The organism is Pseudomonas sp. SLFW (genome assembly GCF_009905615.1).
Lineage (GTDB): Bacteria > Pseudomonadota > Gammaproteobacteria > Pseudomonadales > Pseudomonadaceae > Aquipseudomonas > Aquipseudomonas bambusae.
This window is the reverse complement of the sequence record NZ_JAAAKW010000001.1, coordinates 347,165-366,669: the sequence shown is the minus strand read 5'-3', so window position 1 is coordinate 366,669 and position 19,505 is coordinate 347,165. Positions and strand designations below refer to the sequence as shown.

General features: G+C 61.1%; 19 protein-coding genes. 6 read left to right on the top strand and 13 right to left on the bottom strand.

Features of this window, described 5'->3' with window-relative positions:
- Positions 1–42: 42 nt before the first annotated feature.
- The 10 genes from GVN17_RS01450 to GVN17_RS01405 form a co-directional block, all read right to left on the bottom strand.
- Entirely contained in the window at positions 43–807 is a 765-nt protein-coding gene (locus GVN17_RS01450; RefSeq protein WP_166593449.1) for an ABC transporter ATP-binding protein, read from the bottom strand.
- Positions 808–819: 12 nt separating this feature from the next.
- Positions 820–1,938, bottom strand: a complete 1,119-nt coding sequence (locus tag GVN17_RS01445) for a succinylglutamate desuccinylase/aspartoacylase family protein (protein WP_166593448.1) — start codon at positions 1,936–1,938, stop codon at positions 820–822.
- Between the two features lie 9 nt (positions 1,939–1,947).
- On the bottom strand, positions 1,948–2,658 hold the full coding sequence (locus GVN17_RS01440) for an ABC transporter permease (protein WP_166593447.1): 711 nt from the start codon (positions 2,656–2,658) through the stop codon (positions 1,948–1,950).
- Positions 2,655–3,383, bottom strand: coding sequence for an ABC transporter permease (locus GVN17_RS01435; RefSeq protein ID WP_166593446.1), 729 nt, complete (start codon positions 3,381–3,383; stop codon positions 2,655–2,657). Before GVN17_RS01435 ends, GVN17_RS01440 begins: the two co-directional genes overlap by 4 nt.
- 85 nt (positions 3,384–3,468) lie before the next feature.
- Entirely contained in the window at positions 3,469–4,251 is a 783-nt protein-coding gene (locus GVN17_RS01430; RefSeq protein WP_166593445.1) for a transporter substrate-binding domain-containing protein, read from the bottom strand.
- Positions 4,252–4,631: 380 nt separating this feature from the next.
- Positions 4,632–6,347, bottom strand: a complete 1,716-nt coding sequence (locus GVN17_RS01425) for an ATP-dependent DNA ligase (RefSeq protein ID WP_166593444.1) — start codon at positions 6,345–6,347, stop codon at positions 4,632–4,634.
- Positions 6,344–7,381, bottom strand: coding sequence for a ligase-associated DNA damage response exonuclease (locus tag GVN17_RS01420; protein ID WP_166593443.1), 1,038 nt, complete (start codon positions 7,379–7,381; stop codon positions 6,344–6,346). The genes GVN17_RS01425 and GVN17_RS01420 overlap by 4 nt, the downstream gene beginning before the upstream one ends.
- Positions 7,382–7,694: 313 nt before the next feature.
- Positions 7,695–10,178: a penicillin acylase family protein gene (locus tag GVN17_RS01415; protein WP_166593442.1), complete on the bottom strand. Its 2,484-nt coding sequence runs from the start codon at positions 10,176–10,178 to the stop codon at positions 7,695–7,697.
- A gap of 271 nt (positions 10,179–10,449) precedes the next feature.
- Entirely contained in the window at positions 10,450–10,656 is a 207-nt protein-coding gene (locus GVN17_RS01410; RefSeq protein WP_166593441.1) for an SEC-C metal-binding domain-containing protein, read from the bottom strand.
- A 4-nt stretch (positions 10,657–10,660) separates the two neighbouring features.
- A complete protein-coding gene (locus GVN17_RS01405) occupies positions 10,661–11,146 on the bottom strand; it encodes an LEA type 2 family protein (protein ID WP_166593440.1) in 486 nt (161 codons plus the stop codon).
- Positions 11,147–11,257: 111 nt separating this feature from the next.
- Between GVN17_RS01405 and GVN17_RS01400 the strand changes: the two genes are divergently transcribed.
- On the top strand, positions 11,258–11,866 hold the full coding sequence (locus GVN17_RS01400) for a hypothetical protein (RefSeq protein ID WP_166593439.1): 609 nt from the start codon (positions 11,258–11,260) through the stop codon (positions 11,864–11,866).
- A 54-nt stretch (positions 11,867–11,920) separates the two neighbouring features.
- Here GVN17_RS01400 and GVN17_RS01395 read toward each other — a convergent pair whose 3' ends face one another.
- Together GVN17_RS01395 and GVN17_RS01390 are read right to left on the bottom strand one after the other, a co-directional pair.
- Positions 11,921–12,394 carry a YchJ family protein gene (locus GVN17_RS01395; protein WP_166593438.1) on the bottom strand — a complete coding sequence of 158 codons (474 nt, stop codon included), beginning with the start codon at positions 12,392–12,394 and terminating at the stop codon, positions 11,921–11,923.
- Positions 12,395–12,404: 10 nt separating this feature from the next.
- Positions 12,405–12,902 carry a DUF6231 family protein gene (locus GVN17_RS01390; RefSeq protein ID WP_166593437.1) on the bottom strand — a complete coding sequence of 166 codons (498 nt, stop codon included), beginning with the start codon at positions 12,900–12,902 and terminating at the stop codon, positions 12,405–12,407.
- 243 nt (positions 12,903–13,145) lie between these two features.
- Between GVN17_RS01390 and GVN17_RS01385 the strand changes: the two genes are divergently transcribed.
- From GVN17_RS01385 to GVN17_RS01375, 3 genes are all read left to right on the top strand, one after another.
- Positions 13,146–13,847, top strand: coding sequence for an OmpA family protein (locus GVN17_RS01385; RefSeq protein WP_166593436.1), 702 nt, complete (start codon positions 13,146–13,148; stop codon positions 13,845–13,847).
- Positions 13,848–14,216: 369 nt separating this feature from the next.
- Entirely contained in the window at positions 14,217–14,492 is a 276-nt protein-coding gene (locus GVN17_RS01380) for a DUF1145 domain-containing protein (RefSeq protein WP_166593435.1), read from the top strand.
- Complete coding sequence (locus GVN17_RS01375) at positions 14,485–15,258, top strand: collagen-like protein (RefSeq protein WP_166593434.1); 774 nt, start codon at positions 14,485–14,487, stop codon at positions 15,256–15,258. Before GVN17_RS01380 ends, GVN17_RS01375 begins: the two co-directional genes overlap by 8 nt.
- A gap of 134 nt (positions 15,259–15,392) precedes the next feature.
- Here GVN17_RS01375 and GVN17_RS01370 read toward each other — a convergent pair whose 3' ends face one another.
- A complete protein-coding gene (locus tag GVN17_RS01370; protein WP_166593433.1) occupies positions 15,393–15,857 on the bottom strand; it encodes a CopD family protein in 465 nt (154 codons plus the stop codon).
- A gap of 124 nt (positions 15,858–15,981) precedes the next feature.
- Here GVN17_RS01370 and dinG point away from each other — a divergent pair, with 124 nt between their 5' ends.
- Positions 15,982–18,126, top strand: coding sequence for an ATP-dependent DNA helicase DinG (gene dinG, locus GVN17_RS01365; protein WP_166593432.1), 2,145 nt, complete (start codon positions 15,982–15,984; stop codon positions 18,124–18,126).
- A 134-nt stretch (positions 18,127–18,260) separates the two neighbouring features.
- Complete coding sequence (locus GVN17_RS01360; RefSeq protein WP_166593431.1) at positions 18,261–19,409, top strand: serine hydrolase domain-containing protein; 1,149 nt, start codon at positions 18,261–18,263, stop codon at positions 19,407–19,409.
- Positions 19,410–19,505 lie beyond the last annotated feature (96 nt).

Sequence of the window (19,505 nt, the reverse complement as noted above, 5' to 3'; positions counted from 1 at the left end):
CCCGCCGATCGCGGGACAAGCCACGCTCCTACCGTTGAGGTATTACTTCAAATTGCCACTCAGGAACTGCTTCAACCGCTCGCTCTTCGGGCTGCCCAGCACGTCGTCCGGGTGGCCGATTTCTTCGATCTGGCCCTGATGCAGGAACACCACCTGATTCGCCACTTTTCGGGCGAAGCCCATTTCGTGGGTCACCAGAATCATCGTGCGGCCTTCTTCGGCCAGGCCCTGAATCACCTTCAGCACTTCGCCCACCAGCTCGGGGTCGAGGGCCGACGTCGGTTCGTCGAAGAGCATGATTTCCGGCTCCATCGCCAGCGCCCGGGCAATCGCCACGCGCTGTTGCTGGCCGCCGGACAGGAACGCCGGGTACTGATCGGCCACGCGCGCAGGCAGGCCGACTTTTTCCAGGTATTTGCGCGCGCGGTCTTCGGCTTCAACCTTGGACACGCCCAACACCCGACGCGGGGCCATGGTGATGTTTTCCAGCACCGTCATGTGGCTCCACAGGTTGAAATGCTGGAACACCATCGCCAGGCGGGTGCGGATACGTTGCAGCTCGGCCGGGTCCGCCACGCGCATGCCGGTGGCATCGCTGACCATGCGGACCTGCTGGCCGTCGAGGCTCATGGCGCCGTCGTTGGGTTGTTCGAGGAAGTTGATGCAGCGCAAGAAGGTGCTTTTGCCCGAGCCGCTGGCGCCGATCAGGCAGATCACGTCACCGACGTTGGCCTTGAGCGACACGCCTTTGAGCACCTCGTGGTCACCGTAGCTTTTGTGCAGGCCATCGATGGTCAGTTTGTACATGACTGGCAATCCTTAAGGAGAAAGTAAGTAGCCGCTGCGGAAGGGCTCGGTACCGGCGACATGGGCGATGACCATGCCGGCGGTTGCCATGCGTCGCAAGGAGCGGGCGTACATGAGGCCGGCGTTGGCCGCGTGGATCGGGGTCACGTCATCGCTGATCGGGTCAATGACCTCAGCGATCAGTTGCCCCGCTTCGACGTACTCGCCCGGCAAGGTGCAGAACACCAGCAGGCCGCCGACAGGCGTGGCAACCGGTTCGACCGCCGCCAGAGGCGTCGCCGGATAAATCAGTTCGGGTTGCGCCACCGGCTCTCCGGCAATCGCACCGTAATGCATCAGGTAGCTGATGATCGCCTGACAGTCGCGGCTGCCAAGGGCGTGATTCACGTCTCCTTGACCGCGCAATTCCAGGGTCACCGAAAAGCTGCCCAATGGAATCGGGAAGCGCTTTTCGAAGCGTTGTTGCAGCTGCCACCAGACCAGCGTGAAGCACTCGTCGAACGACTGTCCGCCCGAGTCGGTGGCCAGCAGGCTGGCTTGCGCGCCCAGATAACGGGACAGCGGCTCGACCTGCGACCAGGCTTCCGGCGTGGTGTACAGGTGTTCCACCGATTCGAAATCGCAATGCAGGTCCAACACCATGTCCGCATCACAGGCCAGTCGTTGCAAGGCGAGGCGTTGCGATTCCAGCTGAGTGGCGCCAGTGCGGGCGACCAGGGCGGCCCGCAGGTGCGTGCGGATCAGCCTGACGTTGCGTTCGGCATCGTCGTTCAGCAGCGGCTCGATTTCATCGCCCACCTGTTGCGCGACATCGACGAACCAGCGATTGAAGTTCTGTCCGCTTTCCAACTCGTAGCGGCCCAGCGGAATGTCCATCAGCACTTGTTCCAGCCCGGTCGGATTGGCGACCGGCACGATGACGATTTCCCCGAGCAGTTGCCCGGCCTTTTCAAGCTCGGCCAGGCGCTGCTTCAAATACCACGACACCAGCATGCCGGGCAGTTCGTCGGCGTGCAGAGAGGACTGGATATAAATCTTGCAGGCGCCGTTTTCAGGGCCGTAATGAAAGCTGTGAATCTGTCGCGCAGTGCCTGGCACCGGCGACAGCAAGTCATGAGTCTGGTGTCGCATGGGCAGGTCCTAGTGAGACGGGCCGAGGAAGGCCAGCCAGCGGCGCTCGGCCAGGCGGAACAGGCCCACCAGAATGAACGTGACCGTGAGGTAGATCAGCGCAGCGATGCCGAACGACTGAAATGTCATGAAGGTCGCGGAGTTGGCGTCGCGGGCCACCTTGAGGATGTCCGGCACCGTGGCGGTGAAGGCCACCGTCGTCGAGTGCAGCATCAGGATCACTTCGTTGCTGTAGTACGGCAGCGAACGACGCAGCGCCGACGGCATGATCACGTAGGTGTACAGGCGCCAGCCGGTCAGGCCGTAAGCCTTGGCCGCCTCGACTTCGCCGTGGTTCATGCTGCGAATCGCACCGGCGAAAATCTCGGTGGTGTAGGCGCAGGTATTGAGGGCGAAGGCGAGGATGGTGCAGTTCATCGCGTCACGGAAGAACGCGCCCAGCATCGGCTGTTCGCGTACGGCGGCAATGCTGTAAATGCCGGTGTAGCAGATCAGCAACTGGATGTAGAGCGGTGTGCCCCGGAACAGGTAGGTGTAGAACTGCACCGGCCAGCGAACCAGCGGATTGCGCGACACGCGAGCAATGGACAGCGGGATCGACACGATGAAGCCGATGGCGATGGACGCGCTGAGCAACCACATCGTCATGGCCAGCCCGGTGATGTTCTGCCCATCCGTATAAAGGAAGGCGCGCCAGTACTCTTGCAGCAATTCGATCATCGTTGAGCCTCCCGGCTGCCAGCGGCGTAACGCCGTTCGGCCCAGCGCAGGGCGAAGTTGGAGACGCTGGTGATGACCAGATAGATCAATGCCGCGAGCACCAGGAAATAGAACAGTTGATACGTGCTTTTGCCGGCGTCCTGCGACGCTTTGACCAGATCAGCCAGGCCGATGATCGACACCAGCGCCGTGGCTTTGAGCACCACTTGCCAGTTGTTGCCGATGCCGGGGAGGGCAAAGCGCATCATCTGCGGGAAGACCACAAAGCGGAACCGCTGAGAGCGGCTCAGGCCATAGGCCGTGGCGGCTTCGACCTGTCCACGGGGCACGGCGAGGATCGCGCCACGGAACGTCTCGGTGAAGTACGCACCATAGATGAAGCCCAGGGTGATGACGCCTGCGGCGAAGGGATCGATTTCGATGTAATCCCATTCCATGATTTCGGTCAGACTCGTCAGCCAGGTTTGCAGGCTGTAGAAGATCAGCAGCATCAACACCAGGTCGGGAATGCCCCGAATCAGCGTGGTGTAGATTTGCGCCGGAACGCGCAGCACGGCGCTTTTCGACAGTTTGGCACTGGCGCCCAGCAAGCCAAGCACGATGGCCAGCAGCAGCGACATTACCGATAATTTGACGGTCATCCAGGTGCCCTGAAGCAGCAACGGGCCGAAGCCCTTGAGGCTGAACGCGGACAGTCCCAGGTTTTGCAGGAGAGTATCGAGCATGTGGAACCTATACAGTCAATAAAAACGCCCATCGATATCAGAGGGGGATTCGGATGACCTCTGAAGTCGATGGGCGTTAGTTTACTTATTTACCGCTGTACAGATTCAGATCACCGAAGTGCTTTTTCTGGATCTCGGCATACTTGCCGTCGTCGTGTAACGCTTTGATACCTTTATCCAAAAGCGCTTTCAGGTCTTTGTTACCTTTCGAGATGCCGACGGCCGTTTTGGCTGGCAGCAGTGGGTCGTCGATTGGCTTGCTGACTTCGTAATCAGCACCTTGTGGCGACTTCAGGAAGCCCAGTTCGGCTTGCAGCATGTCTTGTACGGAAGCGTCCAGACGACCCGATACCAAGTCAGCGTAAACCTGGTCCTGGTTGGCGTAGGCCTGGGTTTTCACGCCAGCCTTGTCCAGAACGGCCTTGGCGTAGGCTTCTTGGATGGTGCCTTGCTCGTAACCGACGGTCTTGCCTTTCAGCGAAGCGGTGTCAGCCGAGATGCCGGAACCCTTTTTGTAAACCAGCGAGGTCGGGCCGGAGAACAGTTCGCTGGAGAAGTCGATGACTTTCTCGCGCGCTGTGGTCACGGTCATGGAGGAGATCACGCCGTCGAACTTGTTGGCTTTCAGGCCAGGAATCATGCCGTCGAAATCGCTCTCGACCCATTTGCACTTGACCTTCAGTTCAGCACAGATCGCGTTACCCAGATCGATGTCGAAGCCTACCAGGCTGCCGTCAGCGGCTTTCGATTCGAAGGGCGCGTACGAAGGATCGACGCCGAAACGCAGCTCCTTGTATTCCTTGGCCATTGCGTTGCCAGCGGCCAGACAGATGGCGAGTGCGGAAAGGGTCAGCCATGCTTTTTTCATCGTTCAGTCCTTAAAACCAAATTGAGCGTTGGGAACACGCGAAGGCTTGCTACCGGCAGGTGCCAGACCGCAAAAAGATAGCAATTTCCGAACCAAAGAGACGAACGTGCGTTTTAAATGTACGGAGTTGTCGCAATGATGACTTTGAGCCATCTCTTGTCTTTTTTCAGGGCGCCGGAGGCAGGGGGAGAGTAGCCGAAACGACCGAAAAGGGCGCGGTAAAAATTCCTGTTTTCCATGGCGCAGCGGCCGCCGTCGACAGGCTGCTTAGATTCGTAGCAGTCCGCCCGCTGTCGGTAGCGATCCCGGATAGATCAACGCTGGCAATCCGTGCTGCTAGAAAGGGCATGCCTGGAGGGCGGTACGCACCATGTTGGTGCTCAGGCGAGCAAATCCTGCAGCGTCGCCAGGCTGTCAGCCTCGGCCACGGGCTTGTCCAGTCGCCAGCGCAGCATGCGGGGGAACCGTACCGCAATCCCGCTCTTGTGGCGTTTCGACAGCGCAATGCCCTCGAACCCCAGCTCAAAAACGAGGGTCGGGGTAACACTTCTCACCGGGCCGAATTTTTCCACCGTGGTCTTGCGGATGATTGCATCGACTTTGCGCATCTCTTCGTCAGTCAGCCCGGAATAGGCCTTGGCGAACGGCACCAGCGTGCGCTCGCTGGATTCCGGCGGCCCGTCCCACACCGCGAAGGTGTAATCGCTGTACAGACTGGCGCGCCGACCATGGCCGCGTTGGGCGTAGATCAGCACGGCGTCGACGCTGAACGGGTCGATCTTCCACTTCCACCAGACGCCCATGTCCTTGGTTCGGCCGGTGCCGTACAAGGAATCCCGGGCCTTGAGCATCATGCCCTCGACACCGAGACTGCGGGATGCCTCGCGCTGTTGGCCCAGATCGAGCCAGTCCTTGCCGCTGAGCACTGGAGACGGCATCAGCACCGGGCTGCGCGCCTCGGCGATCACCTGCTCCAATTGCGTACGCCGTTCATGTTGCGGGCGGCTGCGCCTATCGTGGCCCTCCCACTCCAGCAGGTCATAGGCCAGCACCACCACCGGAACATCTTCAAGGATCTTCTTGCCCAGGGTCTTGCGACCGATGCGCTGTTGCAGGAGCGCGAAAGGCTGGACCGAAGGCGTCTCTTCATTGGGCGTGCCCGGGGCAGGTGTGTTCAACTTGAAGTCGTCATCCGTTTCCGGTGTAGGTGTGGGCGCTTTCCACACGACGATTTCGCCATCGATGACCGTGCCATCGGGCAGGCATTGCGCAAGGATGTGCAATTCGGGAAAGCGATCGGTGACCAACTCTTCGCCTCGGGACCAGATCCACAGCCGTCCCTCGCGCTTGACCACCTGTGCGCGAATCCCGTCCCACTTCCATTCCACCTGCCAGCGTTCGACGGGGCCAAGCAGGGTTTCGAATTGGTCCACCGGCTGCTGCAACGCATGAGCGAGGAAGAACGGGTACGGCTGGCCGCCGCGCTGAGCGTGTTCATCTTCAGACTCTGCGGCGATCAGCTTCAGATAACCTTTGGCGCTGGGGCGATGGGACAGGTCGGTGTACCCCACCAGCCGTTGCGCCACACGCTTGCTGTCGATGTTGGCCAGCGCGGCGAGGGCGCGCGTGACCAGCAGTTTCGACACGCCCACGCGAAAGCTGCCGGTGATCAGCTTCAAACAGACCATCAGGCTCTGACGATCCAGCTGCGCCCAAAACGTCGGCAGCCGTTCCAGCAGTTCTTCAGGGGGCAGGCCGCGCAGGGGCAGAAGCTTGTTTTCCATCCACAGGGCAAGGCCTTCGTCAGAGCTGTGTTCGGCTTGCGGCAGCAAGAGCGAAAGGGTTTCCGCCAGATCGCCCACCGCCTGATAGCTTTCTTCGAACAGCCATTCGGGCAGGCCAGACAGCAGCATTGCCTGTTCGCGCAACAGGCGTGTCGGGACCAGTTGCCGAGGCCGACCGCCGGACAGAAAGTAGACCGCCCACGCCGCGTCTTCCGGGGCGGCATGGGCGAAATAATGCTGCATGGCCGCGAGTTTGGCGTTGCTGGAGGTGGTGGCGTCCAGCAGACCGTAGAGTTCGGCGAAGGCCTTCATGAGGCCGCCTCCTCTGACGCGGTTTCCGGCTTGGCGGGGGCATCGTCTTCCTCGTCGCCGTATTCGGTGGTGAAGCCCTGGGCGTCGAGCCCCAGTTCGCGCAGGTAGCGCACCAGCACCGCCACCGAGCCGTGGGTGACCATCACCCGTTCGGCGCCGGTGTTCTCGATGGCCCACAGCAGGCCGGGCCAGTCGGCGTGGTCGGAGAGGGCGAAGCCGCGATCCACGCCGCGCCGACGACGGGTGCCGCGCAGCATCATCCAGCCGCTGGCAAAGGCGTCGCTGAAGTCGCCGAACCGACGCATCCAGGTGCTGCCGCCTGCGGAAGGCGGCGCGACGATCAGGGCTTGGCGCAGGGCGGGATCGTTTTTTTTGAAGTCGCCCGCGTATTGCGTTTCAGGAATCCGCACACCGGCTGCGCGGTACACCCGGTTCAACGGCTCAACAGCGCCGTGGACCAGAATCGGGCCGATGCTCGGGTCGATGCCGTGAAGGACGCGCTGGGCTTTGCCGAAGGAGTAGGCGAACAGCACGCTGGCCTTGCCGACGGCGGCATTGGCGCGCCACCAGTCGTTGATGCCGGTGAAGATTTCCGACTGCGGCTGCCAGCGATAGATCGGCAGGCCGAAGGTGGATTCAGTAATGAAGGTGTGGCAGCGCACGGGTTCGAAGGGTTCGCAGGTGCCATCGGGTTCGACTTTGTAATCCCCCGATGCGACCCAGATTTCGCCTTTGTATTCCAGCCTGACCTGAGCTGAACCCAGCACATGCCCGGCGGGGTGCAGGCTCAGTTTCACGCCGTGGTGGGTGATGGATTCGCCGTATTGCAGGGTCTGCAGGTTGATGTCCTGACCCAGTCGCGAACGCAGAATGCCTTCGCCGGGGGCGGCGGCCAGGTAGTGCTGGTTGCCGGTGTGGGCGTGATCGCCGTGGCCATGGGTGATGACGGAGCGTTCGACCGGGCGCCAGGGATCGATGTAGAAATCCCCCGGCGGGCAATAAAGGCCTTCGGGGCGGGCAATGACAAGGTCCATGGATTTGACCGGATGGGGGGCTTGTCAGGTAGAGCGGTGGGGATTGGGGGAAGTTCGGTTTGTTTTCTGGAGCAGTGGGGTTGTCGCCAAATCATAGGCGCACCGTTGATCCATGGGGCAGGCGGGATTGTGTCGTTCGCAGGATTCAGACACGCCGCAACCCCCCTGTGGGAGCGAATTCATTCGCGAAGAGGTTCAGGCGATAGAGATGTTTTGGATTTGCCGCCGCCTTCGCGAATGAATTCGCCCCCACAGGTATGGCGGCGTGCCCGATCATGCGAGCGCAACCGACCATTACTGTGAGAGGGAGGCCTTATTTCCCCGGCGTCAGGGTCAAGCGCTGTTTGCCGTACACCTTCTCCAGGTTCTCAGGCTGCATCGGAATCGACATGTACACACCTTTCACCCACGGGTCGATGCCGTTGGCGAAGTAAGGGCTGGACGGGTTGCCGGATTGGCCTGCGGCGTTTTGCGCCATCAGCGGCTCTTGCTGGGCGAAGTCGACGATCATGCGCATGGCCGGAATCACCGCTGCGTTGAAGTCCTGACCCCAATGGAAGCCCGACGCGTTCAATGTGGTGTGGTCGCCGCCCGCTGCCATCGGACCCTTGATCACGCTGGCCTTGCTGCCGCCCAACGCTGCGGTCAACTGCGCACTTTGCGAAGTCCAGGCGTACTGGTGCAACTTGCCCCATTGCCAGGCTTTGTGGTCGCCACCCAACTGGCTTTCCCCGGCGGTGATCGCGGCGGCGAGACTGCGCGCCAGGATGGCGGGTTTGTCTTCTTTCTGCGGCGTTTTGACGTCGTCCCAGTACGGACTGTCCTCACGCCCCAGCAGGTGATCGGCCTGTGGCGAGTAGGAAAGGTCGGCGCTTTGCACCAGCGCTTTCCACGCCGGGCTGCTTTCCGGGCCGAGTTCGTCGAGGAAAATCTGCTTCGTGCTTTCTTGCAGGAACAGCTCGTAAATCGCCGCATCGCTCGACACCGGCGACAGACGCCCGTCGAACGCCATCAGGCGGCTCAACGCTTCCCGCGCCTTGTCGCGGTCAGCCGGGGGGAGGGCGTCAATGGCCTGCTTCAGCGGTTTGGACATGCCCGGCGCTTCGAACATCTTTTTCAGCTTGGCCGCGAAGGTCGTGGTCTGGTCGTACTGCATGGCGATGGTGCTGCGGGTGTCCTGCTTCCCACTGTTGGCCAGTTCGGCAATGCGCTCGGCCCGCTCCGGGTAATCCCAGGAATTGGACAGCTGCATGCCATAGCCTTTTGGCACGGTGCGCTGATTGGCGGTGCCGATCCAGCCTTGCTGCGAGTCCTGGTCATAGGGATGCAGCATCGCGTCGGCGTAACCGTCCCAGTCGTAACGGCCTTCCCAGCCCGGCGACGGAATCAGGCCCAGGCCTTCGCGGCGGTTCGGGTAACGTCCCGTGACTTGCCAGCCGGTGTTGGTGGCGTCGGCAAAGACCATGTTCAGCGTGATCGCACGAATCTCCCGCGTCGTGTCGAAGGCACGCTCGACGTTTTGTGCGCGGGTCAGGTCGAACAGCGCATCGAGGGATTTGTCATCCTTGGCTGTCGGGGTCTGCAAGGCGATGCCCAGGCCGTTGGCCACTTGCGCCGAGCTGCCGTTGAGCAGCGCGCCGTGACGGGTCTCGTACGCGGCTTCACGAACCGGGCTCTGGCCCTTGATGAAATAGGTTTCTTCGTGAGCGCCTGCCGCGACCCATTTGCCGTCGGCCATGACCATCAGGCGATTGCCTTCACGCTTGAGCTTTTCGAGGAACAGGTCCTGATTGTCGCCCATGGCCGGGCCCATGCCCCACGCCAACTTGCCGTTGAAGCCCGACAGAACTAACGGCAGACCCGCGACCGTCGCGCCCGCTGCCTGATATTTTGGTGCGCGAATCTGCACGAAATTCCACATCGACGGCAGCGTGGCCGGCAGTTGGCTGTCGGTGGCCAACAGGCTCTTGCCTGCACGGGCGCGTTGCGGCGAGATCACCCAGTTGTTGGACGCTGAAACGCCCAGCAGGTTGAGGTCGGCGAGTTGCAACGCGGCCTTGTCCAAATCGCTCAGGCCCGGCATCTGGCTGCCGAGGTTCAAGCCCTTGAGCTTGTCAGCTTCAGCGAACGGCAGCTCCTCGTCCGGATACGTCGGCAGCAGCCAGGCGAGCTTGTCCGCGCCGACCTTTTGCGCCAATACCAGCGAAGAGATTTCTTCCTGCAGGTTCACCGACAGACTGAAATTGAGCAGGCTGAAGATCAGCGCCGAGTCTTCGGGTTTCCAGTATTCCGGCTTGTAGCCCGCATCCGCGAGGTCGGACGGCAGCTTGTCGCGGTAACGGAACAGGTAGGCGTTGACCCCGCGTGCATACACCTCGAAGAAGCGTTTCAAGCGCGGCGACGAGGCGTTGTACAGATCGCCCGCCGTTTGCTTGAGATTGGCAGCGCGCATCATGCGATCCAGGTCCAGCGCGCCGGGCCCTGCGATTTCCGACAGGCGGCCCTGAGCCAACAGGCGCATTTGCACCATTTGTGAGATGCGGTCGCTGGCATGGACATAGCCGAGGGTGAACAACGCATCGTGGAATGTGCTGCTTTCGATCAGCGGCATGCCCAGGTTATTGCGCCGCACGGACACGTTTTGCGCCAGGCCTTTGATGGCGTAGACGCCGCTGGTGGGCGGCAGGTTGTCACGGTCTTCTCCGCCCAGCTGGCAGCCTGCAAGGCTCAACAGCCCCAACATGGCAGCGGCTGTGCTGAGTCGCGACTTCAGGGATGAATGGGCGGGCGAGGCCATGTTGTAGCTCCTGCGGGGGTAGGCGTTTGGAAACGCGCTACGTTAGAGAGCAGGCAGGCGCCACGCAAGCGGGGGCAGGGAGTTTATTTCAGGATTTTTCAAACTTAGGCAGCTTCGCGAATCCCTGTAGGAGTGAGCTTGCTCGCGAAGGCGGTGGGTCAGCTACGGATAGGCAGTCTGACAGACCTCATTCGCCAGCGAGCCGGCTCCCACAGAAACCTTGCTCGGCAACAGATCGTCTACAGCGGATGCTGCGAAGTCAGAGCGACCCTCAAGCGCCGTGGCATTTCTTGAATTTCTTGTCGCTGCCGCACGGGCACGGGTCATTGCGGCCCACGTCCTTCAGCGCGTTGCGCACAGGCTCTTGAGGCTCGTGGTTGCAGTGCGGGCCGTGCACGTGACCGTGGTCATGATGGTGGTCGTGGTGGTCGTGATCGTGGTCGCAATCAGGGCCATGCACGTGGGGTTGGTTGCTCATGGGGCTACTCCGGAATCAAATCGCCGGGAATTATGTCGCCATCGCGACCAATACGCACGCTGTCTCCGAATAAAAATCCGGTCTTGAGCTTGCCTTCCAGTCGGTAATGAATAGGCTGCTTGGGCTTGCCGAGCATCCGGGTGACATCCTTGAGGTGTTCCCACAGGTTGGTGCGGATCGGCACCGAGAAGTTCTTGTGGCCGTTGGCCTTGACGATGAACCAGTCGCTGTATTCGCCGTCCGCAATCAGGATGTCGTTAAGAATGACCTTATATCGCAGCCCTCGTACCCACAGATCGGAGTCGTTGGGGTTATCGATGCGAAAGCGCAGTTTCATGTCTTGCTTGAGTAACCTGGCCTTGACCACGTCCACCTTGAGCAGTTTGACGTCTGGGTCTCTGACATCGCTGCTGGAAAACGTCGAGCAGCCCGACACCGCCAGCGCCACGAAAAGGGCGAAGACTCTGAATATGCTTGCCTGAAACACCATGGGTTCACTCCCTGTTCGGCTTGCAGTCTAGCAAGTGGCCATTTCAGGGCAACTCGCTGTTCCACAAAGCCTGCGCCATACTCACGCCATGTGTCGAAGGAGTATTGACCCATGAAGCTGTACGAAATCGTTTTTTCCGGCCAATTGGTACCGGGTGCACAACTGGACCGGGTCCAAGCCAACCTGGCCAAATTGTTTCAGGCCGACGCGCAGCGCATCGCGCTGCTGTTCTCCGGTCGACGTCTGGTGCTGAAGAATAATCTCGACCAGGCCGGTGCGGAAAAATACCGTTCCACGCTGGAACGGGCAGGGGCGTTGCCTGAGGTCGTGGAAATGGCGGGGCAGGTTCAGGCCGAGCCCGAGCGTGAGCCGCAGCCTCAACCGATGGAGGTGGAAGAAGTCGAGCTGGCACCACCCCCGGATGAGCCCACCTGGACGCGTCGGGGCCCACGTGCTTCATCCGGCCCTGAAGGCACGTCCGGCAAGACCTCGAAGCTTGAACCTCGGGATGTCTACATGGCGGCATTCGTTGATGTCGAAGCGCCGGACTTCGGACTGTCGGAGTTGGGGCGCAACGTGCAGGACCCGAAAGCGGCGCCGGTTGCGCCTCGGCTGGATTTGTCCGGGCTGAGCCTCGCGCCTGCCGGAAGTGACATGGGGCAGGCGAAGCACGTTGAGCATGTGATCGTGCCGGATATTTCTCACCTGAAGCTCGCGTGAGTTCAAACCCTGTAGCAGCCTGGCAATCCGGACGGCTACAGAAGACCGCGCGTTTCAGGCCATGTAGGCCGAGCAGCACTTCTTGAACTTCTGCTCACTCCCGCACGGGCAGGCGTCGTTGCGACCGGCCTTGAGTTGCACGGTCGGGTCGATGAAGTACCAGCGGCCATTGTTCTGCACGAACGCCGAGCGCTCGCGATGGCTGTGTTCGCCTGTCGCGTCATGCCAGCGTGCGGTGAAGGTGACGAACGCGTGCTCGGGTTTGCCGCCCAGTAACTCGGCGCTTTCCACCTCAAGCCCCAACCACGTGCTTTGCGCGCTCCACTGCTGAATCGAGTCGCGGTCCAGGCTGTTTTTCTGTACCGGCAACGTCGTGTCCAGCAGGTAATCCACCAGACCCAACACATAAGCGCTGTACCGCGAGCGCATCAACGCCTCGGCGCACGGCGCGGGCAGCCCCGCGTGATAGCGACCGCAGCAGCCATCCAGAAGGTCGCCGCTGCCACAGGGACAAATTGCACTGCTCATGATGCAGGTCTCACCACCAATATTTGCCAAAGTTTTCCGGGTTGGCCCAGAACTTCGCGTTCAGCCAGTCCGGCACCTGTTTGTATTCCCGCAGGTCGTAGGTGAACAGCGTCAGCACCTGCTCGTCCCGGGCGAAGCGTTCACTCGCTTGCAAGGCCAGCGAATAGAAATCCGTGGTTTGCCATCCGCAGGCCGTCATGTCCGCCAGCACGGCGATGCGGCTGGCATTGAGGTTGCGAATGCCGCCGAGCAATTCCAGACCCGCGCGTTTGGGGAGGTGTTCGAGGCAATCGACGGCCAGCGCCAGATCAAAACGCTGACGGGCGACTTCAGAGGGCAATGCCCCTGGCGCGGCGTGCGTCAGTTCGGTGTCCGGATGGGCATCCTGAAACGCTTGCAGCGCAGGAAAAGTCGTCGCGCCAATCAGCAACAAACGCTTGGGTGCATAGCGGTCGAGCAGGGCGGCGAGCGCTTGCTGGGGCGTGCGGGTGGAGAAACTGTCGGTCATCTGAATCCCTCGATCAAGCCAGCAAGGTTAGCGCGCCGAATCTTTATGGCCTAGTGCCTGAACTTTTTTCTGCGTCGCCATGACAAAGCGTACGGAGTGAAGGCAAAAGGCTATTTGTAAAAGAACAAGCCACATAGTGCGCTGAAAACCAAGAAACCCCCGGTTTTAGGGTGGCAAATGGCCCCAGCGACGTCTTTACTGCATTTCAGTCGGTTTTAGCCGATACCAAAGGAGAAGAACTGTATGAGCATGATTCGGACAGCGTTACCTCTGATTTTGGTTACCAGTGTATTGACGGGCTGTGCCGGCTTGCAAAAGACCGACTGGCCTCTGTGTGCTGCCGGTGGCGCGCTGAGTGGTGCCGCGATCGGCGCCTTCCAGTCCGCTTCGGTGGCGGCGGGTTTCGGCGCGGCAGTGGGCGTGATGGCCGGCGCGTATTGCTACGCTCACGGCGACGGCGATGATGACGGCGATGGCGTGCTGAACAGCGTCGACAAGTGCCCGAACACGCCGAAAGGTACGCCAGTGGATGCGACGGGTTGCCCGATCGTGACCCCGGCGCCTGAGCCAGCGGCTGCCCCGGTCGTGCTGCCTAAGGAAGAAGTGATCACGATCCGTGATGTGCATTTCGAGTTCAACAAAGCAACCCTGACCCCAGGCGACAAACAACAGCTGGACATGGTAGCGACCAAGCTGAAAACCGAGGCGCCGAATGTGCAGCTGCACGTGAGTGGCCATACGGACAGCGTGGGCAGCGACGCCTACAACCAGAAGCTGTCGGAAAAACGTGCGCATTCGGTCACGGATTATCTGATCAGCTCGGGTATCGCGCGCAGTTCGTTCGTGTCGGTTGAAGGCGATGGCGAAGCCCGTCCGGTAGCGGACAACAAAACGGCTGAAGGTCGTGCGTTGAACCGTCGTGTCGAGATCAAAATCAATCGTTGATTGACTCGGTGTTAGTAAGAAAACCCCGACCGCTGTGTCGGGGTTTTCTTTTTTGGGATTGATAGGTTGATGAGTCCCGGAAAAGACAGCGCTTTCGAGGCATGCACACGGCCCTGACTGTGGGAGCGAATTCATTCGCGAAGGGCGCGCATGACCGCCGCATCTCTATCGTCTAAACCCCCTTTCGCGAATGAATTCGCTCCCACGGGACATCTTGATCGAACGCCAGATCCATTCTCGGATGAAGATCCCTTGATGACCTCTCAAACCTGCGGCATTTGGCAACATCCTCTGGCATAGTCGCTCCCGTCGCCGTACTGTGCGCAAAGCTTTTTCGGCACAGCAATAAAAATACAGCAGGGGCGTGTCATGAAGGTGGTTTGGGGGTTGGGTAAAGTCTTGACGTTGGGGTTCTGGGCGGTGGTGCTAGTCAGTCAGGCCGCCGTTTTGCCGGTTCCTTTCGGTATGTTGCTCAAGCTGGCGGGCAGCCTCTTGCTGCTGACGCATGTGATGGAACTGTTTTTCTTCAACGGCAGCCTGCGGGGGCGTTTGCATCCGTGGTCCGACCGCTTGCAGATTTTGATTTTCGGTATTTTTCACCTGCAATCCTTCGGTCGCCGCCAGGCAGAGGTTCACCATGCGTAACACGTTACTGATGACGGCGAGCCTGCTGTCGGCCCTGAGCAGTTCTCTGGTGATGGCCCAGGCTCTCACGGTGGAGCCGCATTCGCTGATGCGCCTGCCCAGCAACGCCAGTGTGTTGAAGCTGGATCGTCTGGACGTGGCCGATTACGGCACCTTGCTGATCCCGGCAGGTCTGGTCGAAGTGCAGGTCGGTCAGTTGGTGATGGGGCATGAGTCGCGCATCGCCATCGTGCCAAGCGCGGAACCGTTCAAGCTGGACGTCAAACAGGGCAACCTGGGCTCTGGCGCTCAAATCACCGCCCGTGGTGCACCGGGGACCTTCCAGAAATCGCCGCTGCCGGGTCGCAACCTGAACGTGCGCATTGAGCAACTGAGTGCTGACGTCTTGTCGATTGATGCGCGCGGCGGCGCAGGTTCTCCGGGGTATGTCGGTCTCGACGGTGGCAATGGCCAGGACCCTGGTTGCACATGGGGATCGGCGAGCCGGGGTTATGACGGCGACAACGGCGGCAATGGCCGTGACGGCGCACCGGGCGCTTTAGTGCGACTGGAGCTGCCTCAGGCGTTTCCGGACGACCGCGTGAAGGTGAACGTGCAAGGCGGTGCCGGTGGCGCAGGCGGCGAGGGCGGTCGCGGTGGCAAGGGCGGCGCCTCCAAGGGTTGCGTGGTTTACCGTGCCGATGGCGCCAAGTCAGGCAAGAACGGCGATAAAGGCCAGACTGGGGCCACCGGGCCAGCGGGCTCGGTCAGCGTTCGCAAGCTGTAACGCCACCCCGCAATTCACTGTGGGAGCGATTGATTCGCGAGAGGGCGGTACATCCGACCGGGATGTACCGCCAGCAAACTCGATTTGCGAATGAATGCGCTCCCACACCGTTCGTCTGCAGGCTAGCGAGACAGTCAAAACCCGGGCCGTGCCGCCGCAATGGCAATCACGGCAATCCCCACGATCAGGTTGATCCCCACCAACCGCCGAATTCCACCCAACGCAGCGGCACCGTCGGCCCATTGCTCCGCCGCGACGGCTTTGCGCAGGTTCGGCAGGTTCAGCGTTGAAATGCGCAGAAACAACGCCACCATCACCACATACAGCCCGATCATGACCTGCACGTAGCGAGGCGCGGTCTGAAAGCCGCTGAAGTTAATGTTGATCATGCCGATCCCGGTGACTGGCAGCATAATCACCGCGCACCACACCCAGACGAAGAAACGCGGAAATACCTGCACCCACAGCTTCAGGCGGGCCGGGCCTTCCAGGGCGGCGATGACCGCTGGTCGCAGAATCATCCAGGCGAAAAACATCCCGCCTACCCACAGGACGGCAGAAAATACGTGCAGTACGTAGACAAAGGCTACAGGTGACATCGACAACTCCGATCTGCGCAGAAGGATTTAGCGCGGTATGATAGCCGCCCGCTGCAACCACTGATAATTTATCCAGCGGTTTTTTCACCTGTCACCCTGCGATGCCGAGCCAACGACCCAGCCCATGATCAGTACCGAACTCAAATCCCAGATTCAGGGCGCCTATTCGCGTTTCCTCGAAGCCAAAAGCCTCAAGCCTCGCTACGGCCAGCGTTTGATGATTGCCGAGGTGGCCAAGGTGCTGGGGGACATCGACACCGATGAAGAGGGGCGCCGCACGGGTGACCCTGCGGTGGTTGCGGTTGAGGCCGGCACGGGTACGGGCAAGACGGTGGCGTACGCCATCGCCGCGATTCCCACAGCCAAGGCGGCGGGCAAACGGCTGGTCATTGCGACCGCCACCGTCGCGCTGCAGGAGCAGATTGTCCACAAGGACCTGCCCGACCTGATGCGCAACAGCGGCCTGAACTTCACTTTCTCGCTGGCCAAGGGGCGAGGGCGCTACATGTGCCTGTCCAAGCTCGACGTGTTGTTGCAGGAAGGCAACGCACAAAGCGCCACGGCACAATTGTTCGAGGAAGAAGGCTTCAAGATCGAGGTCGACGAGGCCAGTCAGAAACTGTTCACGACCATGATCGAAAAGCTCGCAGGCAATAAGTGGGACGGCGACCGCGACAGCTGGCCCCAGGAACTCGCGGATCAGGACTGGGCACGACTGACCACCGATCACAGCCAATGCACCAACCGGCACTGCCCGAACTTTCAGCAGTGCGCCTTCTATAAAGCCCGTGAAGGCATGGGAAAAGTCGACGTGATCGTGACCAACCACGACATGGTGCTGGCCGACCTGGCGCTGGGTGGCGGTGCCGTCCTGCCCGATCCCCGCGACACGCTCTACGTGTTCGACGAAGGCCACCACCTGCCTGACAAGGCGATCGGCCATTTCGCCCATTTCAGCCGTTTGCGGTCCACCGCCGACTGGCTTGAACAGACCGCCAAAAACCTCACCAAATTGCTGGCTCAGCACCCGCTGCCCGGCGATCTGGGCAAGCTCATCGAGCAGGTGCCGGAGCTGGCCCGCGAGATCAAAACCCATCAACAATTCATGTTCACCGCCTGCGAGCAACTGGCCGATTTCAAAGCCGGCGAAGACATGGAAGGCCGTGAGCGTCCTCGCCATCGTTTCGTTGGCGGCGTGGTGCCCGAGCACATGCGCGAGATGGGCATCGAGCTGAAGAAGGGTTTTGCGCGGCTCGACGACCTGTTCACCCGCCTCACTGAACTCCTCAAGGAAGGCATGGACGGCGAGGTCAACATCGGCATAGCCAGCCATCAGGCGGAGGAGTGGTATCCGTTGTTCGGCAGCCTGTTGGCGCGGGCGCATGGTAACTGGGAGCTGTGGACCGCATTCACCGCCGAAGACCCGGAAAACAGCCCGCCTATGGCGCGCTGGCTGACGTTGGCCGACAGCGGTTCGCTGTTCGACATCGAAGTCAATGCCAGTCCGATCCTGGCGGCGGAAATGCTCCGTCGCAACCTGTGGAATGTCGCTTACGGCGCGCTGGTGACGTCCGCGACGCTGACCGCCTTGGGCAAGTTCGACCGCTACCGCATGCGCGCCGGTCTGCCCAAAGATGCAGTCACGGCCGTGGTGCCAAGCCCGTTTCATCACGCTGATGCCGGTGTCTTGCGGGTCCCGGACCTCAAGGCGGACCCGCGCAACGCCGCGGAACACACGGCTGCGATCATTCGCGAGTTGCCGGATCTGGTCGAAGGCTCCAAAGGCACGCTGGTGCTGTTCTCATCGCGCAAGCAGATGCAGGAAGTCTTCGACGGGCTTGAACGCGACTGGCGCAAGCGGGTGTTCATTCAGGGCAACCTGTCCAAGCAAGAGACCCTCAACAAGCACAAGGCGCGGGTCGACGGCGGCGATGAGAGCGTGCTGTTCGGCCTCGCCAGTTTCGCCGAGGGGGTCGACCTGCCCGGTGCCTACTGCGAACACGTGGTCATTGCGAAGATTCCCTTCGCGGTGCCCGACGACCCGGTCGAAGCGGCTCTGGCGGAATGGATCGAAGCGCGGGGTGGCAATCCGTTCATGGAAATCGCCGTGCCCGATGCCTCGTTGCGTTTGATTCAGGCCTGCGGGCGTCTGCTGCGCACCGAGAAAGACCGCGGCATCATCACGCTGCTGGACCGGCGCGTCGTGACCCAGCGTTACGGCAAAGCCATCCTCAACGCACTGCCGCCGTTTCGACGGGAAATTTCCTAAGGGTCTGAAAGGTGTCGCCTGCCTCAGCCCCTACAGCCCGTGCTGTGCGTCTGACGGTGCAGCGCGGTTCCCAAATCCACCAATCGCTGGAACAATGCACGCCTTTTTGTGCAGCCGAGCCGGAGCGTGACACCGTGCAGATTCAAGGTCATTTCGAGCTTCAATTCGAAGCCGTGCGCGACGCGTTTGCGGCGCTGTTCGACGATCCTCAGGAGCGCGGCGCGGCACTCTGCGTGCAGATTGGCGGAGAGACTGTTCTCGATCTGTGGTCGGGCACGGCAGACAAGGACGGCGCGCAGGCCTGGCACACCGACACGATTGCCAACCTGTTCTCCTGCACCAAGACGTTTACCGCTGTCACTGCCCTGCAGATGGTGGGTGAAGGCAAGCTGAATCTGGATGAACCAGTGTCGCGCCTGTGGCCCGAGTTTGCGGCGGCGGGCAAGCAGTCGATCACCTTGCGCCAGTTGCTCTGCCATCAGGCGGGGCTTCCAGCCATTCGCAACTTGCTGCCGGCCGAAGCGCTTTACGACTGGCCGGCCATGACTGAGGCGTTGGCGGCCGAGGAGCCTTGGTGGACGCCGGGGCAGGGCCATGGCTATGCGGCGATCACATACGGCTGGCTGGTGGGCGAGGTGATTCGTCGCGCCGACGGACGCGGGCCGGGTGAGTCCATCGCTGCGCGCATCACGCGACCGTTGGGCCTGGATTTCCATGTGGGCCTGCCGGACGAGGAATTCCATCGCGTCGCACACATCGCGCGGGGCAAGGGCAACATGGGTGACGAGGCTGCTCAGCGTCTGGTTCAGACGACGATGCGCGAACCTACGTCAATGACCGCCCGAGCGTTCACCAATCCGCCGTCGGTGATGACCAGCACTAACAAACCCGAGTGGCGACGCATGCAACAACCGGCTGCCAACGGCCACGGTAACGCTCGCAGTCTGGCCGGTTTTTACAGCGCGCTGCTTGACGGCAGCCTGCTGGAAGCCGACCTGATCAACGAGCTGACCCGCGAGCACAGCATCGGTCAGGACAAGACCCTGCTCACCCAGACACGTTTTGGGTTGGGCTGCATGCTCGATCAGCAAACCGTGCCCAATGCCACGTTCGGGCTGGGCGGGAAATCCTTCGGTCATCCGGGCGCGGGAGGGTCGGTAGGGTTCGCCGACCCCGAGCGTGATGTGGCCTTTGGCTTCGTCACCAACACCTTGGGCCCCTATGTGCTGATGGACCCGCGCGCGCAAGGTCTGGTTCGGACGCTTGGTGAGTGTTTGCAATAACTATCGGCGATAAGTGCTTGTTCTACCGACTGTCAGTTAAACCGCTCATATCGGAACCGTAGAGCGGTTTCCTTTTCCAAATCGGCGTTTATGCGT

Bases quoted from the DNA above. Each gene is read 5' to 3' on its own strand.
- GVN17_RS01425 (WP_166593444.1), bottom strand. From the start codon at position 6,347: ATGAAGGCCTTCGCCGAACTCTACGGTCTGCTGGACGCCACCACCTCC.
- GVN17_RS01380 (WP_166593435.1), top strand. From the start codon at position 14,217: ATGAAGGTGGTTTGGGGGTTGGGTAAAGTCTTGACGTTGGGGTTCTGG.
- GVN17_RS01370 (WP_166593433.1), bottom strand. From the start codon at position 15,857: ATGTCACCTGTAGCCTTTGTCTACGTACTGCACGTATTTTCTGCCGTC.
- GVN17_RS01420 (WP_166593443.1), bottom strand. From the start codon at position 7,381: ATGGACCTTGTCATTGCCCGCCCCGAAGGCCTTTATTGCCCGCCGGGG.
- GVN17_RS01405 (WP_166593440.1), bottom strand. From the start codon at position 11,146: ATGGTGTTTCAGGCAAGCATATTCAGAGTCTTCGCCCTTTTCGTGGCG.
- GVN17_RS01450 (WP_166593449.1), bottom strand. From the start codon at position 807: ATGTACAAACTGACCATCGATGGCCTGCACAAAAGCTACGGTGACCAC.
- GVN17_RS01395 (WP_166593438.1), bottom strand. From the start codon at position 12,394: ATGAGCAGTGCAATTTGTCCCTGTGGCAGCGGCGACCTTCTGGATGGC.
- GVN17_RS01440 (WP_166593447.1), bottom strand. From the start codon at position 2,658: ATGATCGAATTGCTGCAAGAGTACTGGCGCGCCTTCCTTTATACGGAT.
- GVN17_RS01400 (WP_166593439.1), top strand. From the start codon at position 11,258: ATGAAGCTGTACGAAATCGTTTTTTCCGGCCAATTGGTACCGGGTGCA.
- dinG (WP_166593432.1), top strand. From the start codon at position 15,982: ATGATCAGTACCGAACTCAAATCCCAGATTCAGGGCGCCTATTCGCGT.
- GVN17_RS01410 (WP_166593441.1), bottom strand. From the start codon at position 10,656: ATGAGCAACCAACCCCACGTGCATGGCCCTGATTGCGACCACGATCAC.
- GVN17_RS01435 (WP_166593446.1), bottom strand. From the start codon at position 3,383: ATGCTCGATACTCTCCTGCAAAACCTGGGACTGTCCGCGTTCAGCCTC.
- GVN17_RS01390 (WP_166593437.1), bottom strand. From the start codon at position 12,902: ATGACCGACAGTTTCTCCACCCGCACGCCCCAGCAAGCGCTCGCCGCC.
- GVN17_RS01385 (WP_166593436.1), top strand. From the start codon at position 13,146: ATGAGCATGATTCGGACAGCGTTACCTCTGATTTTGGTTACCAGTGTA.
- GVN17_RS01375 (WP_166593434.1), top strand. From the start codon at position 14,485: ATGCGTAACACGTTACTGATGACGGCGAGCCTGCTGTCGGCCCTGAGC.
- GVN17_RS01415 (WP_166593442.1), bottom strand. From the start codon at position 10,178: ATGGCCTCGCCCGCCCATTCATCCCTGAAGTCGCGACTCAGCACAGCC.
- GVN17_RS01445 (WP_166593448.1), bottom strand. From the start codon at position 1,938: ATGCGACACCAGACTCATGACTTGCTGTCGCCGGTGCCAGGCACTGCG.
- GVN17_RS01430 (WP_166593445.1), bottom strand. From the start codon at position 4,251: ATGAAAAAAGCATGGCTGACCCTTTCCGCACTCGCCATCTGTCTGGCC.